Raw genomic sequence first — 15,329 nt, forward strand, 5'->3', positions numbered from 1 at the left:
TCGACTGGGGTCCTCTGTATCAGGCTGACCCGCTGGGAGTGGAGGCGCAGACAGTCGCAGGGGGCAACCTTTCGTTGCTAGTTCGCCACGAGGTACACGCGAGCCTCCCACGGCCCCATCGCGTCGTGCGGAGATACATCGTGTACCTCATCGCTGCCCATACGCACAGAATCAGATGAATGCGGCACATCCGTATTACCCAGATAGAGCGCCCAGCGCGTCGGCACCCACGCCTCGTCTGGACCCGGGAAGTGCGGGGTGAGAACGGCGCCCGAAAGGTTCACCATCACGAGAACCTCACTGTCCGGCGCGTGGCGGCGGTAGACGAAGAGTGCGGGCTCACCGACGTCGATGCGCTCAAAGGTGCCCTGGGTCAACGCGGGAATGCGGTGGCGAGCGTCGATAAGCGCCTTGTAGTACGACAGAATCGATCCCGGATCCTGGATCTGTGTCGCGACGTTGATGGAAGAGGAAGAAGGCGGAAGACCGATCCACGGGTGGGCGGAGGTGAAACCGGCTGTGGGGGAGTCGTCCCATTGCATCGGGGTGCGTCCATTGTCGCGCGACATGGCTGCCAGGCCGGTCGGTACCTCGTTGCCTTCGCGACCATCGAGGTAATTCAGGGACTCGACGTCGCGGAAATCGGCACGCGTCGATAACGCTCCTCCGAGCATTCCGATTTCCTGGCCCTGGTAGATGAAGGGCGTGCCGCGCTGCAGGAAGTACGCAGTGGCCAGGGCCGTGGCCGACTCGCGCCAATAGGCTGTGGGATCACCGAAGCGTGATACCGATCGCGGCTGGTCGTGGTTCTCCAGGTAGAGAGCGTTCCACCCTCGCTCTCCGAGCGCGTTCTGCCAGCGAGTGAACACGTCGGCCAGCTCTCCGTCCGACATGGGGCGAGGCGTAAACTTGCCGTTTTCGAGCCCGAGATTCACGTGCTCGAACTGAATGAGCATGTTGAACTCGCCACGGTCGGGCGCGCAGAATAAGAGCGCAGACTCGGCGGAGGCATTCGACGCCTCGCCAACCGTGAATGAACCCGGATGATGAGCGAAGGTTCGGCTGTTCATCTCCTGCAAGAATTCGTGCAGGCGCGGCCCGTCCGCGTAGCACTCGTGGCCCACGCCGAATGGCGGGCGTGCAGGACCGCCGTCCGGTAGGCCCGGTGCCTTGGAGATCACGTCGATGGCATCAACCCGGAAGCCGTCGACGCCGCGATCGAGCCACCAGTTCATCATGTCGTAGACGGCGTCGCGTACCTGGGGGTTCTCCCAGTTCAGATCCGGCTGTTCGCGGGCGAATAGATGGAGGTAGTACTGGCCCGAATTGGGATCGTACTGCCACGCCGATCCTCCGAAAAACGACTCCCAATTGTTCGGCTCCGCACCGGCCGCTCCCGGTTGCATTCCGGGGCGCGCGTCGCGCCAGTAATACCAGTCGCGGCGCGCTGAGTGCACGGAGGAAGCGGATTCGACGAACCACGGGTGTTCGATCGATGTGTGGTTGACGACGAGATCCATGACGACACGCATGCCGAGCTCGTGGGCGCGAGCGATGAGTCGGTCGAAGGCATCAAGATCCCCGAAGAGAGGATCAATGTCTCGATAGTCCGCGATGTCGTAGCCGTTGTCCGCTTGAGGTGAGCGGTAGATAGGGCAGATCCACACGATGTCGATGCCCAGGTCCGCCAGATAGTCCAGGCGCTGACGAATCCCTTCCAGATCGCCGAAACCGTCGCCGTTTGTGTCCTGAAAGGAGCGCGGGTAGATCTGGTAGAGGACAGCGTTTGTCCACCAGGGAGAGGCGTGGGTGTGTGCCGCTGGCAGCAGATGTGGGCGGTGAATCATGAGGACCTGCACATCGACTTACTTGGTGTCGACCGTAGCGGTGGCAATGTATTGGCCGTTGTTCAAGTCCTGAACGGCGTTGCAGGTGAAGCCAAACGTCCCGCTCTTGCCGGAGTTAAGCTTCCCCTCAAAGGTGCCCTTCATGAGGTACTGCAGATTGCCCTTGTCGGTCGCACCGTCACGCTGCATCGTCCAATCAGTGATGTTCCCCGATGCCACGACACGAGCGAGGGAAGCCTTGCACTGGCTAACAACATTGGATTCTTCGTCGGCGCTGAGCGGTTCATTGCCGTTCTTGTTCCGAGGCTTGGACGAGCCGTGGCCGGAACCGGACGACGTGCCGGAGGATGACCCGGACGACGTGCCGGAGGATGACCCGGACGACGTGCCGGAGGATGACCCGGACGTTGAATCCGCGGATGCGCCGGTCGTTGGCGTTGAAGTCGCGGGTGCCTGGCCCGACGTGCGGGGTCTGTTACTCGTGGCGATGAAGGCGAAAGCGACCATCAGAACAATAACCAGGATGGCCGCGACGATCCCGATAATCATCCCCGCGTGGGAACTCTTTCGCGGCGCGACGCCAACGCCAGCCCCATAACTTGGACCGCTCGTAGGAAGCACCTGTGGCATGGGCGTAGGAACACCGTAATATCCCGGCTGTCCCGGTGGAGTGACGCTTGGCTGCCCCTGCACGTATCCCATTCCGATCGGGCTAGAGGGCTGCTGGTGCCCCGAAGGAGCTTCGTAGGATGCTCCGCCCTGAGACTCGGCCGGATAGTAGCCGTTCGGAACCTGAGAAACACCCCGCTGGGGTGACTGGCTGGGTCCGTAGGGATTAGACACGAGAACTCCCTGATGTCGATAGGCTCATGGCGTGAAAAACGCTTGGCCGACCGTAGTGCGACCGAAGGAATGGTAGGTAGTGAGATCAGCGGCAGGAACAGCGTTACTTCTCGCTCAGGCTTGTCTCGATCAAGCCGGAGGACACGTCGTAGTCCACCTTGCAGATGAAGTCCGTGTCAACCTGTCCCTTGTTCTTGGCGCTCGTACCGGTCACGTGGCCGGTATACTCGTAGCTTTCCTTGTCGGAAGAAGACGAAACCAGCTCAAACTTCTGATTGCTGATGTTCGCGCCGAGTACGGCCGTGCGGAGCTGGCTATCGCAGGTTGACTTGATCCTCTGCTCGACTTCAGGGTCGGCACTGCCGCTCGAACCGTTTGAAGCGCCCGAGGAACCCGAGCCGGAGCCCGACGTCGGGTGAGGCTTCGAGCCGTACGAGGGCGACGGAGAATGTCCGCTCGTCGGCTGTGATCCGTAGGATGGAGAGTTCGACGGTGAGGGGCCTGCTGATCGATCATTCTGGGAAGAAGATGAAGCAAACGTGAAGATGAACGTGACGATCACCGCGACGATGAGCGCAATGACGAATGAGCCGGCAATGATCGCGATGAGCTTGCCGTTGTTGGATCCCGAGGGCTGGGGCCCCATCGGCCCGCCCGGGTACGCAGGATGACCGTACGGGGATGTGCCGTAGCTGGACTGGGACGCCTGCTGCTGATATCCGACCTGCTGCGGGTACCCGCCCTGCTGATAGCCTCCCTGCTGCGCGTATCCGCCCATGCCCTGCTGAGGCTGGTAGGGCTGCTGGTTATTCTGCGAAAATGGCGAACTCATAGCGAACTTTCGTTGAGGTGAAAGAAGTCTCAGGGAACGATCCGTATCCTACCAGGCGCTAGGCTTGTGGCATGACGATCGACTACCTGACCCGGCCTCGCCCCCTGTCGCCCCGCGACGACATCCTGCCCGTCATCATTGGGGGAGACTTCGGCGTGTATGGAATTGGACGCTGTTTCAATGAGGCCTTCGGGTGCCGCTGCATCTGCGTCGGTTCCCAGCCGACCGAGTCGATCACGCGGTCGCGCTTTTTCGACGTTCGGCATGTGAGCGCGCATGCGAGCGACGCGCAGCTGCTTGACATCCTAATGACGATTGCCGCTGAGAACGCGGACAAGAAGCTCATCCTGATGGCGAATCACGACATCTTCTCGGCGTTCGTCGCGCGTAACATGGAAACGCTGTCGAGGCACTACGCGCTGCCATTCCCGAACGAAGAGGTCATGGATCGCCTCACGGATAAAGAGGAATTCGCTCACGCGTGTGAGCGCGCGGGAATCGATACTCCCCGCACGCTTGCCGTCGATTTTTCTGGCGTCGAGGACGAGGCCTGGGCCGCCCCAGAGATTCCGTTCAGCTTCCCGGTTGTGGCAAAGTCCGCAAAGGGAGAGCCCTACGACGTGCTCGAGTTCGACGGCAAGCGCAAGATCTGGTTCATCGACACGCCTGAGGAACTCACGCAGCTGTGGCAGACCCTCAAGGACGCGGGTTTCCGCGACACCTTCCTCGTCCAGGAGCTGATTCCCGGCGACAATACGGCGATGCGTTCGATCACCGCCTACGTCGATTCGCGTGGGAAGGTGACCCTCATCGGATCTGCCCGGGTACTGCTCGAGGATCACGCCCCCACGATGATCGGCAACCCGGTCGCGATGATCACCGAGGACTTCCCGCAGCTGTGGGCGCACGCTTGCACTCTTCTCACCGAGAATGGCTACCGCGGATTCGCGAACTTCGACGTCAAGATCGATCCGCGTGACGGGCGCGCCCTCTTCTTCGAGGTCAACCCACGGATCGGGCGCAACAACTGGTACATGGCCGCCGCCGGTGCCAACCCTATGATTCCCATGGTCGCCGACCTCATTGATGGACAGGAGTGCGAGCAGACACAGGCGCGCGACGAGATCCTCTACACCCTCGTCCCGGACTCCCTGCTCCTGCATTACATCTCCGACGCTGACCTGCGTACACGCGTGAAGAGAATTATCCGTGAGGGGCGCCGCTTCGACCTACTCCTCAACCCGACGGAGAAGGACCTGCGACGTAACCTCACCGTGTGGCTCCAGAAGCAGAACCACCGGCGTAAGTTTGCGCGCTACTACCCGGAGCCCACCGAGAAGTCCTACTGACGTCACGTCCGCTCCCCGCCCGGCAACGGCCTCGTCGGCGGGGGAGTGAGTCCTGATAGACTGACCCCCTATTCGACCGATCATCCCGACCAACGAGGACACCATGACGATAACCGCACTCGTGCCCATCTCTCAGGACGATAAGACCGCAGCGGTCTCCGGCTTCCAGGACCGCTCGCTGCCCATCGAACAGGCGTGCGTGTGGGAGGCGTTCGAGGAATCCCAGGGACACGGGGTGTGGGGCCGCTACGCCTGGTGTGAGGACGACTCTAAGATCGCGTTCATCACTCTGTACAAGTACTCCGTGCGCGGCGTGCACTACCTGTGGGCAAAGTGGGGACCGGCGTGGGTGAAGGAGGCGACCCCCGACCGCGAGGCCGCCCTGCGCGCCGACCTGTTGCGCGAAATCAAGGCGAAGGACAAGTCGGTTGCTTTCGTGCGCCTGCACGCCATCTATCAGCACCCCGACTTGGTCATGCCGCTGCAGACGATCTCCTACGACCGCACCGTCGTCATCGACACCTCCGGTAAGACCGAGGAAGCGATCCTCGCCGCCATGCCCAAGGCTGGTAAGCGCTCGATTCGCTCCGGTCTGAAGAAGGGCAAGGCCGAGGGAGTGACGTTCCACGAGGACACCGCGAACGTGGTCGACGTGATCGACGAGTACTACGCCGTCATGGAAGAGACCGCGAAGCGCGACGGTTTCCGCGCCCACCCCAAGGAGTACTACCTCACTCTGCTGACGACGCTGGGCCCTAAGCATGCGCGCATCTTCTCGATGCGAGATGCGCAGGGAAACATCCTGTGTTGGGATTTGTGCCTCGTCGAGGGAATCCGTGCCCAGGCCGAGTACGGTGCCTCCACCGAGGCCGCACGACGCCTGCGCCAGCCTCCCGTTCTGGATTTCCTGGCCGCCGAGTTTCTCGCTCGTGACGGCGTGCGTGAATTCGACCTCATGGGTGCCCACTCGCCGCGCTGCCCCGACCTCTACAGCGTCGGAAAGTACAAGAGCGCATTTGCTTCACACTTCACAGACGTACCCGGCGGCTGGGACATGCCGATCAAAAAAGCGACCTACCGCGCCCTGAGCGCCGCGAAAGCAGTCAAGGACTGGCGCGCCCGCTCCTGAACCGAGCGCGCCACGGGGATAGAATCCCCTTAACAACACAACCTCGCGTATCCAACGAAACTAGGAGACACAGTGCCCGATATCTCGCTCGTCATCGACGGACATGAACACACCGTACCGGCGGGGACCACGGGCACGACGTGGTTCGAGAAGTCTCGTGATGTCGTTGCTATCAAGGTCGACGGCACTCCGCGCGACCTGGAGACCCCCTTCGAGGAAGGAACGACGGTCGAAGGCATCACCCTGGCCAGCGAGGACGGCCTGAACATTCTGCGCCACAGCGCCACCCACGTGCTCGCGCAAGCCGTCCAGGACGTCTTCCCCGACGTCAACCTGGGCATCGGCCCCTTCATCACCGATGGTTTCTACTACGACTTCGGCAACATTGATGCGGTGACTCCCGAGCTGCTGCGCGACCTCGAGAAGCGCATGAAGCGCATCATCAAGGAAGGCCAGCGTTTTGTTCGTCGCGAGATCCGCGAGGAGGAGGCCGTCGTCGAGCTCGCTGAGCAGCCCTACAAGCTCGAGCTCGTGAACACGAAGGGGAAGGGAGCTGAGGGGGCATCCGTCGAGGTCGGCGGTGCCACGCTCACCATGTACGACAACGTCCGCCGCGACGGCTCCGTCGCGTGGAAGGACCTGTGCCGAGGCCCCCACCTGCCCTCCACCAAGCTGATCGGTAACGGCTTCGCGCTGACCAAGGCCTCGGCCGCCTACTGGAAGGGCGACCAGGCGGGCGATCAACTCCAGCGCATCTATGGCACCGCCTGGGCCTCCAAGGAGGATCTTGTCGCCTACCAGGAGCGCATCAAGGAAGCCGAGCGCCGCGACCACCGCCGCCTCGGCGCTGAGCTGGACCTCTTCAGCTTCCCCGAGGAGATCGGACCCGGCCTCGTCGTCTTCCACCCTAAGGGTGGCATCCTGCGCCACGAGATTGAGTCCTACGTGACTGACCGCCACAAGAAGGCTGGATTCGACTTCGTGCGCACTCCCGAGATCTCCAAGGGTGGCCTCTTCCACACGTCGGGCCACCTTCCTTACTACGCGGACACGATGTTCCCGCCCATGCTCGTCGACGAGGAACGCGACGAGGAGGGCAACGTCACCAAGGCGGGCCAGGAGTACTACCTCAAGGCCATGAACTGCCCGATGCATAACCTTATCTTCCGATCGCGCGGACGCTCCTACCGTGAGCTGCCGCTGCGCTTCTACGAGCTGGGCCACGACTATCGCTACGAGAAGAGCGGCGTCGTCCACGGCCTGACCCGCATGCGTGGCTTCACCCAGGATGACTCACACACCTACTGCACCCCCGAGCAAGCCTCGGAGGAGATTCGCACCCAGATCGAGTTTTTCCTGTCGATCCTGTCGGCGTTCGGCCTCAAGGACTTCTACCTGGAGCTGTCCACGCGCGACGAGGACGGTAAGAAGAAGGACAAGTTCATCGGTTCCGACGAGGACTGGGCGGCCGCCACCAAGGCTCTCGAGGATGCCTGCGCTGCGACCGGCCTCGACCTCGTTCCCGATCCGGGCGGAGCCGCCTTCTATGGACCCAAAGTCTCCGTGCAGGTCAAGGACGCCATCGGTCGTACCTGGCAGATGTCGACGATCCAGTACGACTTCAACCAGCCCGACCGCTTCGACCTGGAGTACACGGCAGCCGACGGTAGCCGTCAGCGCCCCGTCATGATCCACTCTGCGAAGCTCGGCTCCGTTGAGCGCTTCATCGGCGTTCTGACCGAGCACTACGCGGGCGCGTTCCCCGCATGGCTCGCGCCCGTCCAGGTGCGTCTGATCCCGGTCGCGGAAGCCTTCGATGGCTACGTCACCGACGTGGCCGCGCGACTGCGCGAGCGAGGCGTTCGCGTCGAGACCGACCTGTCGGACGACCGCTTCGGCAAGAAGATCCGCAACGCCTCCAAGGACAAGATCCCCTTCACGCTCATCGCCGGCGGCGACGACGTTGAGGCGGGTGCCGTGTCCTTCCGCCTGCGCGACGGATCGCAGCACAACGGCGTACCCGTCGAGCGGGCCGTCGAGCTGATCGTCTCCCACATCGAGGGGCGCAACAACGCCGACCAGATCGACGGCCTCGACGAGGCGTGACAGCCATGACTCCCGACGCAGACGCCGGTAACGTCGGCGCGCGGCGTGAGGCCTTGCCCACGGAGGACGCCCGCGCACTTGCGGGCGTCCCGGACGGCTTCGGGCGTTTCTGGACTCCGTACCGGATGGCCTACATCCGCGGTGAAGGCAAGCCTGCCGACGCCTCGGATCGCTCGTGCCCCTTCTGCAGCGCCCCGGGAAAGCCCGACGCCGAGGGGCTCATCGTGTTTCGGGGAGACTCCTGCTTCGTCCTGATGAACCTGTTCCCCTACAACTCGGGCCATCTGCTGGTGTGCCCGTACCGCCACGTCTCCGACTACACGGAGCTGACGGACGAAGAACGCGTCGAGTTGGGGAACTTGACGGCCACCGCGATGCGAGTGACCCGCGACGTGGCCGCTCCCGCGGGATTCAATCTCGGAATGAACCAGGGAGAGGTCGCCGGTGCGGGTATTGCCGCTCACCTTCACCAGCATGTCGTTCCCCGCTGGCTGGGCGACGCTAATTTCCTGCCGATCATCGCCCAGACGAAGGCCGTTCCCGAGCTCCTCGAGGACGCTCGCGCCCGGCTTGCTGCCGCCTGGCCGAAGGAGAACTGATGCTCGGAAATCACGGGCGTTCCATCGCGAAAGCCACATTTACGCCTCTCGCTCGCGTTCTTGCGCGAGTCGGCGTAACACCCAACATGGTGACGGTCGCAGGCACCGCTGCGACGGTCGCGATCGCGATTGTTTGCATTCCTCAGGGTTGGATCTGGCAGGGCGGCATCGCCCTGGCCGTCATCATGTTCGGCGATTCTGTCGATGGCACGCTTGCGCGCATGACGACGGGGGGCACTCGCTTCGGGGCTTTCCTCGATTCGACGCTGGACCGTCTGGGTGACGGAGCCGTTTTCGGTTCTCTCACCGCCTACGCGGTCTTTCAGATGGATGACTCTATCGTGCGAACGTGGGCGATCATCGCCGGTATCTGTTCGATCGTCGGCGCGGCCGCCGTTCCTTACGCGCGCGCCCGCGCCGAGTCCGTCGGAGTCGTGGCCAAGCTGGGGATCGCCGAGCGAACCGACCGCCTTATTGTCGGTATGGGCGCGGCTATGCTGATGAGCCTCGGCCTGCCGGAGTGGGTGTTTGCGCTCGGCCTGACCTGGGTGGCCCTCGCGTCCTTCGTGACCGTCTGCCAGCGCATCTGGTTCACCGCACGTCATATCGACGAGGGACCCCGGTGACGTTCTCGGCCCTGTCCTTCGCTTTCGCACTCGCTCCACGCCTCCCGCTGCGCGTCGTCATGCGCGTGGCCGATGCGGGCGCATCAATCGCAGCGAGGCGTGGCGGGGCCATGATCGATCGGCTACGTGCCAACATGGGACGTTTAGCCGGCACTGAGCCGTCTGCCGATGAGCTGCGTGACGCAGTTCGCTCCCACATCCGCAACTACGCGGAACAGCTCATGCTCGGCTCACGTCGCGGTGCTCCGCTGCTGGAAGGAGTGTCTTTTGAGGGCTTCGAGGCCCTGGCTGCGGCCAGCGAGGATGGTCCGGTGGTGCTCGCCCTGGGGCATTCGGGTAGCTGGGACCGCGCTGGCGCGTGGGTGTGCGCGCAGGGTCGAGGTATCGTTACCGTCGCAGAAAAGGTAGAGCCTCCCAGCCTCTTTCATCGTTTCGTCTCCCTGCGCGAGGGGCTCGGCATGGAGATCATCGGCGTCGCGAAAGGGGAGTCGGTTTTCTCGACGCTCGTCGAGCGTGTTCGTGGGCGGAGCGTCATCGTCCCTCTTCTGGCAGATCGGGATGTTTCCGGTTCCGGTATTGAGGTCACCCTTGGTACTCGGCGGGCGCTCGTCGCCGCCGGCCCCGCTGCGCTTGCAATCAAGCTGAAGCGGCCGCTCTTTGCCGCATGCATTACCTACGAGAACGAGGCATCGACGGGTGCGGACGTGCGCGTGCGTTGCGTCGGACCGATCAGTCCCGGTGACGAGGAACGACCTGGCTTGAACCGCGTCGAGGCGCTCACGCAGGCGTGGGTGGATGAGTTTTGCGCCATGATGGCAGCGAAGCCGCAGGACTGGCACATGATGCAGAGGGTGTTCGTCGAAGACCTTGACCCCGAGCGGCTCGCGCGCGCGAGGGCCGAGCACGAGAGGAAGAATCGATGAAGATCGGGATCGTGAACCCCTACTCCTGGGACGTTCCCGGGGGAGTAGGCTTTCATATTCGCGACCTCGCATTGAAGCTACGCTCGCGTGGCCACGACGTGCAGGTGCTGACACCGTCAACTTCCGAGGACTTACCCGAGTGGATTACTTCCGCGGGTTCGTCCGTGTCTATTCCGTTTAACGGATCGGTCGCGAATATTTCCGTCAGGCCCAAGGCCCTGGCGCGAACGCGGCGCTGGCTTGCGGTCAACGATTTCGACGTCGTCCACGTCCACGAACCTGTCGTACCCTCGGTATCGATGGCTGCCGCGATGCTGTCGAGTGCTCCTCTCGTGGGTACTTTCCACGCGGCCCTCGGCCGATCAGTGTCCCGGTCCATTGCCTCGGCTCCGATGCGCCTGTACATGGAGCGTATCGGAGTGCGTATCGCCGTCTCTGAGGAGGCCCGCCGCACACTCATCGAACACCACGGCGGCGATGCCGTCATCATCCCGAACGGCGTGGAGACGGCCTCGTTCCGGGGTGCGCAGCCCCTGGAGCAGTGGGCTGCGACCGATGAGCGTCCGGTGATCGTGTTCCTTGGTCGACTCGACGAGCCTCGCAAGGGACTGAGTATTTTCGCCGCAGCGATCGAGCGTGTCCTCGAGAGCGTTCCAGGGACGCGCTTCCTCATCGCGGGACGCGGAGATGCTCCCGAGACCCGCGCTGCTGTTGCGCGTTTTGGCGAGTCCGTCTCGTTCCTGGGTGGGATCAGTGACGAGGAGAAGGAAGCTCTGCTCGCGGGGGCCTCGATCTATGTGGCCCCTCAGACCGGCGGAGAGTCCTTCGGCATTGTCCTCGTCGAGGCGATGGCGGCGCGCACGACCGTCGTCGCCTCCGATATCCCGGCGTTCCGTGCTGTCTTGGATGATGGCCGTGCGGGAGCGCTCTTCGAGACAGGGAACCCCGACTCGCTTGCCGCAACGCTCCTTGAGCTGCTGCGCGATCGCGAGAGACTCGATGCCCTCGCAGATGCCGGCCAGCTCGCCTCCGCACAGTACGACTGGGAAGTCGTCGCAGACAAGGTGTTCGAGGTCTACAAGCTTTCCATCGACATGGGGAGCCCCGCGGATTCGGGTACGAGGCGGGCGCGTGACCTTATTCGTGGCCGTAACGATGAGGAAGAAGAGTCGTGATGATTCATGTTTCAATCTGGGGCGTTGCTCTCGCGTGTGTGTGCTTCCTCATCGCGGCGGTCATCGCCGGTGTCGCTGTCTCCCGGGCCCGCCGCCTCGACCGCCTCCACCAGCGCATTCTTGCTTCCCGTGACTCGCTGTCGCGACTGCTGCTGCGTCGCGCCTCCGAGGCGGAACTACTCGCGCACGCTTCCGGATGCGAAAGCCCGGGAAACCTGGGCCTTGTCGATGCCGCGCGTGCCTACATCCAAGACGGTGGTGATCTGCTGACGACTGACGGACTCGATAGGCGCACGAGTGCGCAGCGCCAGGCGGATCGCGTCGAGGTTCGCGCTCGCCTGGAGCGGGCATCGGCTCTCACGCGCGCGATCCGGGAGACTCTCACGCCCGACGTGCGCGCGCAGATTGCGGTGGATCCTCAGGCGAACGCACGTCTTGAGGCCCTCGATGCAACTTGCTACCGCATCGAGCTGATACGAAACGTCCACAACGTCGACGTGGCAGGAGTGCGCGCCCTGCGTTCCGCACGGATGGTAAAATTGCTTCGGCTCGCCGGACACGCGCCGGTTCCCGAGCCCATCGACTTTGATGACGATACACACATCGGCGGACGGGGATATTGACATGTACGCGACCCACTGGGGAGGGCCGGGAGAAGACTACCGCCTGAAGAAAATCAGTAGTGTGAACATCAATGAGGTCAACGGCATCTCTGCACCCGCCCCCGATGACGCCGCGCCGGTGTGGCAGACGCCGAAGGCGCTGCACTCGTTCCCGTGGTTCGAGGTGCTTATGATGACGGTCGGTAGCATCGGACTTCTCGGCCTTGTTGTCTTCTGGCTCAGCCCCGCCTCGTCTGGCATTGCTTCCCTTGCCAAGACGACTCTCCTCGCCGTCGTTCCCCTGAGCATTGTCCTTAGCTTCATCCTGTTCATCGACCGCTGGGAGCCCGAGCCCTGGAAGACAAAGGGGGCACTCTTCCTGTGGGGAGCGGGAGTCGCAACGCTGTCCTCCGGTATCCTCAATACCGCCCTGGAGGAGAACATCATCCTTTCGACCGGCGATCTCCAGCAATCTCAGGCCCTTGGTGCGTCGTTTATCGCTCCTCTCGTGGAAGAGACCCTCAAGGGGTTGGGCGTCCTCATCGTCGTCGTCGTACGCCGCACGAGTATCAACTCAGTCATTGACGGCGTCGTTTATGCGGGCTTTTCTGCCGGCGGATTCATGTTCGCTGAGGACATCCTGTACTTCGTCAGGCTTGATAATCCCGAGGCCGGCGGCGTCCTGTGGACCTTTGTCATACGAGGCCTGGCGAGCCCCTTCGTGCACGCGATGGCCACCTCAATGACCGGCATCGGCCTCGCCCTGGCGCTCATGAGATTCAAACGAGGCTGGTCCAAGACCGGCGTTGTGCTGGTGTTCTGGTTTTTCGCGATGGTCGTCCACTTCGGATGGAACGGTACCGTAACGTTCTTGGGGCAGTACTTCTTCCTCCTGTATGTGCTCGTCGGGGTGCCAGCCTTCCTCGTATGGGCAGTCACGCTCATCATCCTGTCTCACAAGGAGGCGGAGAAGATTCGCGTTGGACTCGTACCTTACGTGCGTACCGGGTGGCTCATTCCCGGCGAGGTCACGATGGTCACCGATAGGCGCGCACGCCGGGCTGCCCTCAAGTGGGCGGGCAGCGGTGGTCGTGAGGCGAAGCGAGCCATGCGTTCGTTCCTCGTCAATGTGGCTTCACTGGGGATGGATCAACGGCTCATGGCAAAGTATGGACCCGACCACGCGCGCATCGAGAACGATCAACAGATGCTCACCCAAGCTGTTGAAAACCGGCGAGAATTCTTGCGTTTGACCTCTATCGCTGAGCAGCAGCAAGACGTGACGGATGCCGTGTCCCGGCTGGCTCGGGCGCAATAAGAAAGAAGATAACGCGTGAGTAACAATTACCCTCATCCCGGTCCCCAGCAGGGCTACGTCTCGCCGAACCAGCAGGGGCAGATTGACCCCGACCCACAGTACGGCGCTCCTGCCTCGAATGGGCAGTTTGGTGCGCCTGCGGCCTCTGGTTATGCTCCCGTTTCTCCGCAGGGTGGGCAGGTTCCGGGTGGGCAGTTTGGTGCGCCTGCGGCCTCTGGTTATGCTCCCGTTTCTCCGCAGGGTGGGCAGGTTCCGGGTGGGCAGTTTGGTGCGCCTGCGGCCTCTGGTTATGCTCCCGTTTCTCCGCAGGGTGGGCAGGTTCCGGGTGGACAGTTTGGTGCGCCTGCGGCCTCTGGTTATGCTCCCGTTTCTCCGCAGGGTGGGCAGGTTCCGGGTGGACAGTTTGGTGCGCCTGCGGCCTCTAGCTATGCTCCCGCTCCTCAGCCGGAGGTCGACACTGGCAAGGCATCGGAGAGCACAGCCGTTGTGCAGCCGTCGTCCGATCCCCGAATCGGTGCCTCCGATGCGACTTCGCAGCGAGAAACTGATGTTCCTCAGCCCGACAGTGTACCGATTCCGCAGCCGCAGGCTGCGTCACCCTACGCGCCCTCTTCTGCCGCCACGCAGCAGTCCTCAACCGATGGTGCGTCCGCGTCGGCGCAGTTACCCGCGCCGGATCCGATGACGAGATTCGAGCCCGAAGCGCAGTTCACCTCTTCGTTCCAGTCGTTCGTGAACAGCGCACCAGCTATGCCCGGACCGAGCGCCGCACAGTACCCGCAGGCTGCACCGCAGCAGGTGCAGTCGTGGGCCATGCCCACTGCCGTCAAGAAGGCGCCGGTTTTCGAAGCCGTCGTCATCGGTGCCGGTGCTGCGCTGATGCTCGTGGGTGTCAGCGGCTTCCTTCTCGCCAGTGGACCGTTCCTCGCCTTCTTCCTGTCCATTTGTTGCCTTGTTCCCCTCGCCATCATTGTTGCTTTCCTTCAGTTTGTCGATCGATTCGAGCCCGAGCCCTGGTGGACGAAGATCGCGGCGCTCCTATGGGGTGGAGGAATGGCAGTCTTCTTCGCTCAGATTTCAAACACCCTCGCCGGTAGTATCGTCGCGGGTGCGACCGGTAGCGGTGACATAGGAGAGATTTTTGCTGTCGTCGTCGGCGCTCCAGTCGGCGAGGAGTTCTTCAAGGCCCTCGGCGTGCTCGCGATCGTGTTGCTTCGGCGCAACAGCATTTCCTCCCCGCTCGATGGGCTGGTCTACGCCGGATATTCAGCGGCGGGCTTCCTCGTGGTCGAAGATTTCACCTACTTTGTGTCGAGTGCGAGCCAAGGATTCCTCGCCCATACCTTCTTTGTACGCGTCGTGATGGGTGTGTTCGGGCACGTTATGTACACGACGTGTACTGGCTGGGCGATCGGATGGGCAGTCACACGCACGCGTTCGGTGGGCACAGGCATCGGCGTCATTGCACTCGGTTACCTGATCGGCGTGACGATGCACGGCGTGTGGAACGGTACCGCCGTGCTCACGGGTCGTGGACTTGCTTTCTATTTTGTCTACTTCATCCTTCAGATGCCCCTGTTCTGTTGTTGGTTGTACTTCGTGTCTCGCACGATGCGTCGCGAGCGGCGCGATATCGCTGCCGGCCTGATGCCCTACGTGAACCAGGGATGGATCTTGCCCAGCGAGGTACAGATGGTCTGCGATCCCGGTGCTCGCCGCAGCGCTCTGTCCTGGGTGACGAGCGGTGGCCCGGCAGCCAAGGGTGCGATGAAGTCCTTCATGAACAACCTGGCTTCCGTCGGACTCGACCAGGTCGTCATGTACGTCCGTGGACCGGAGAAGATCCGTATCGAGGAGACTCAGCAGAAGATACAAGAGGCGACCACGCAGCGCCTGACATTCCAGTCGCTCATGGGTATCCGCCCCATGTGAGTGTTTCGCTTCTCACGGGCGGAGCATCGCCTTTTCAAAGGACACGCA

Annotated in this window: 13 protein-coding genes; 10 read left to right on the plus strand and 3 right to left on the minus strand. The window is 62.7% G+C overall.

The features are described 5' to 3' along the window. Positions 1 to 77: 77 nt before the first annotated feature. The 3 genes from RDV55_RS09440 to RDV55_RS09450 form a co-directional block, all read right to left on the minus strand. The gene (locus RDV55_RS09440) at positions 78 to 1,847 is read right to left on the minus strand and encodes an alpha-glucosidase (RefSeq protein WP_111824177.1); all 1,770 of its coding nucleotides are present in this window, start codon (positions 1,845 to 1,847) and stop codon (positions 78 to 80) included. An 18-nt stretch (positions 1,848 to 1,865) separates the two neighbouring features. Continuing rightward, positions 1,866 to 2,396 carry a hypothetical protein gene (locus RDV55_RS09445; protein ID WP_245907746.1) on the minus strand — a complete coding sequence of 177 codons (531 nt, stop codon included), beginning with the start codon at positions 2,394 to 2,396 and terminating at the stop codon, positions 1,866 to 1,868. 397 nt (positions 2,397 to 2,793) lie between these two features. Beyond that, complete coding sequence (locus tag RDV55_RS09450; protein WP_111824130.1) at positions 2,794 to 3,522, minus strand: hypothetical protein; 729 nt, start codon at positions 3,520 to 3,522, stop codon at positions 2,794 to 2,796. 71 nt (positions 3,523 to 3,593) lie between these two features. Here RDV55_RS09450 and RDV55_RS09455 point away from each other — a divergent pair, with 71 nt between their 5' ends. The 10 genes from RDV55_RS09455 (at position 3,594) to RDV55_RS09500 (ending at position 15,281) form a co-directional block, all read left to right on the plus strand. Beyond that, entirely contained in the window at positions 3,594 to 4,871 is a 1,278-nt protein-coding gene (locus RDV55_RS09455; RefSeq protein ID WP_111824131.1) for a carboxylate--amine ligase, read from the plus strand. Positions 4,872 to 4,974: 103 nt separating this feature from the next. Next, positions 4,975 to 6,000 carry a lipid II:glycine glycyltransferase FemX gene (locus RDV55_RS09460; protein ID WP_111824132.1) on the plus strand — a complete coding sequence of 342 codons (1,026 nt, stop codon included), beginning with the start codon at positions 4,975 to 4,977 and terminating at the stop codon, positions 5,998 to 6,000. A 72-nt stretch (positions 6,001 to 6,072) separates the two neighbouring features. Beyond that, positions 6,073 to 8,106, plus strand: a complete 2,034-nt coding sequence (thrS, locus tag RDV55_RS09465) for a threonine--tRNA ligase (protein ID WP_111824133.1) — start codon at positions 6,073 to 6,075, stop codon at positions 8,104 to 8,106. Between the two features lie 5 nt (positions 8,107 to 8,111). Then, on the plus strand, positions 8,112 to 8,705 hold the full coding sequence (locus RDV55_RS09470; RefSeq protein WP_111824134.1) for an HIT family protein: 594 nt from the start codon (positions 8,112 to 8,114) through the stop codon (positions 8,703 to 8,705). Next, positions 8,705 to 9,331, plus strand: coding sequence for a phosphatidylinositol phosphate synthase (gene pgsA / locus RDV55_RS09475; RefSeq protein ID WP_309187916.1), 627 nt, complete (start codon positions 8,705 to 8,707; stop codon positions 9,329 to 9,331). The genes RDV55_RS09470 and pgsA overlap by 1 nt, the downstream gene beginning before the upstream one ends. Next, positions 9,328 to 10,254, plus strand: coding sequence for a phosphatidylinositol mannoside acyltransferase (locus tag RDV55_RS09480; protein ID WP_111824135.1), 927 nt, complete (start codon positions 9,328 to 9,330; stop codon positions 10,252 to 10,254). Before pgsA ends, RDV55_RS09480 begins: the two co-directional genes overlap by 4 nt. Further along, positions 10,251 to 11,429 carry a glycosyltransferase family 4 protein gene (locus RDV55_RS09485; protein WP_111824136.1) on the plus strand — a complete coding sequence of 393 codons (1,179 nt, stop codon included), beginning with the start codon at positions 10,251 to 10,253 and terminating at the stop codon, positions 11,427 to 11,429. Before RDV55_RS09480 ends, RDV55_RS09485 begins: the two co-directional genes overlap by 4 nt. After that, the gene (locus RDV55_RS09490; RefSeq protein ID WP_111824137.1) at positions 11,429 to 12,052 is read left to right on the plus strand and encodes a hypothetical protein; all 624 of its coding nucleotides are present in this window, start codon (positions 11,429 to 11,431) and stop codon (positions 12,050 to 12,052) included. Before RDV55_RS09485 ends, RDV55_RS09490 begins: the two co-directional genes overlap by 1 nt. A 1-nt stretch (position 12,053) precedes the next feature. Beyond that, positions 12,054 to 13,349: a PrsW family intramembrane metalloprotease gene (locus tag RDV55_RS09495; RefSeq protein ID WP_111824138.1), complete on the plus strand. Its 1,296-nt coding sequence runs from the start codon at positions 12,054 to 12,056 to the stop codon at positions 13,347 to 13,349. A gap of 15 nt (positions 13,350 to 13,364) precedes the next feature. Continuing rightward, complete coding sequence (locus RDV55_RS09500; RefSeq protein WP_245907748.1) at positions 13,365 to 15,281, plus strand: PrsW family intramembrane metalloprotease; 1,917 nt, start codon at positions 13,365 to 13,367, stop codon at positions 15,279 to 15,281. Positions 15,282 to 15,329 lie beyond the last annotated feature (48 nt).

Source organism: Schaalia odontolytica (assembly GCF_031191545.1).
GTDB lineage: Bacteria > Actinomycetota > Actinomycetes > Actinomycetales > Actinomycetaceae > Pauljensenia > Pauljensenia odontolytica.

What these genes read in the sequence shown, in the direction of transcription:
- RDV55_RS09440 (WP_111824177.1), bottom strand. Translation starts at nt 1,847, where the DNA reads ATGATTCACCGCCCACATCTGCTGCCAGCGGCACACACCCACGCCTCT.
- RDV55_RS09445 (WP_245907746.1), bottom strand. Translation starts at nt 2,396, where the DNA reads ATGATTATCGGGATCGTCGCGGCCATCCTGGTTATTGTTCTGATGGTC.
- RDV55_RS09450 (WP_111824130.1), bottom strand. Translation starts at nt 3,522, where the DNA reads ATGAGTTCGCCATTTTCGCAGAATAACCAGCAGCCCTACCAGCCTCAG.
- RDV55_RS09455 (WP_111824131.1), top strand. Translation starts at nt 3,594, where the DNA reads ATGACGATCGACTACCTGACCCGGCCTCGCCCCCTGTCGCCCCGCGAC.
- RDV55_RS09460 (WP_111824132.1), top strand. Translation starts at nt 4,975, where the DNA reads ATGACGATAACCGCACTCGTGCCCATCTCTCAGGACGATAAGACCGCA.
- RDV55_RS09470 (WP_111824134.1), top strand. Translation starts at nt 8,112, where the DNA reads ATGACTCCCGACGCAGACGCCGGTAACGTCGGCGCGCGGCGTGAGGCC.
- pgsA (WP_309187916.1), top strand. Translation starts at nt 8,705, where the DNA reads ATGCTCGGAAATCACGGGCGTTCCATCGCGAAAGCCACATTTACGCCT.
- RDV55_RS09485 (WP_111824136.1), top strand. Translation starts at nt 10,251, where the DNA reads ATGAAGATCGGGATCGTGAACCCCTACTCCTGGGACGTTCCCGGGGGA.
- RDV55_RS09490 (WP_111824137.1), top strand. Translation starts at nt 11,429, where the DNA reads ATGATTCATGTTTCAATCTGGGGCGTTGCTCTCGCGTGTGTGTGCTTC.
- RDV55_RS09495 (WP_111824138.1), top strand. Translation starts at nt 12,054, where the DNA reads ATGTACGCGACCCACTGGGGAGGGCCGGGAGAAGACTACCGCCTGAAG.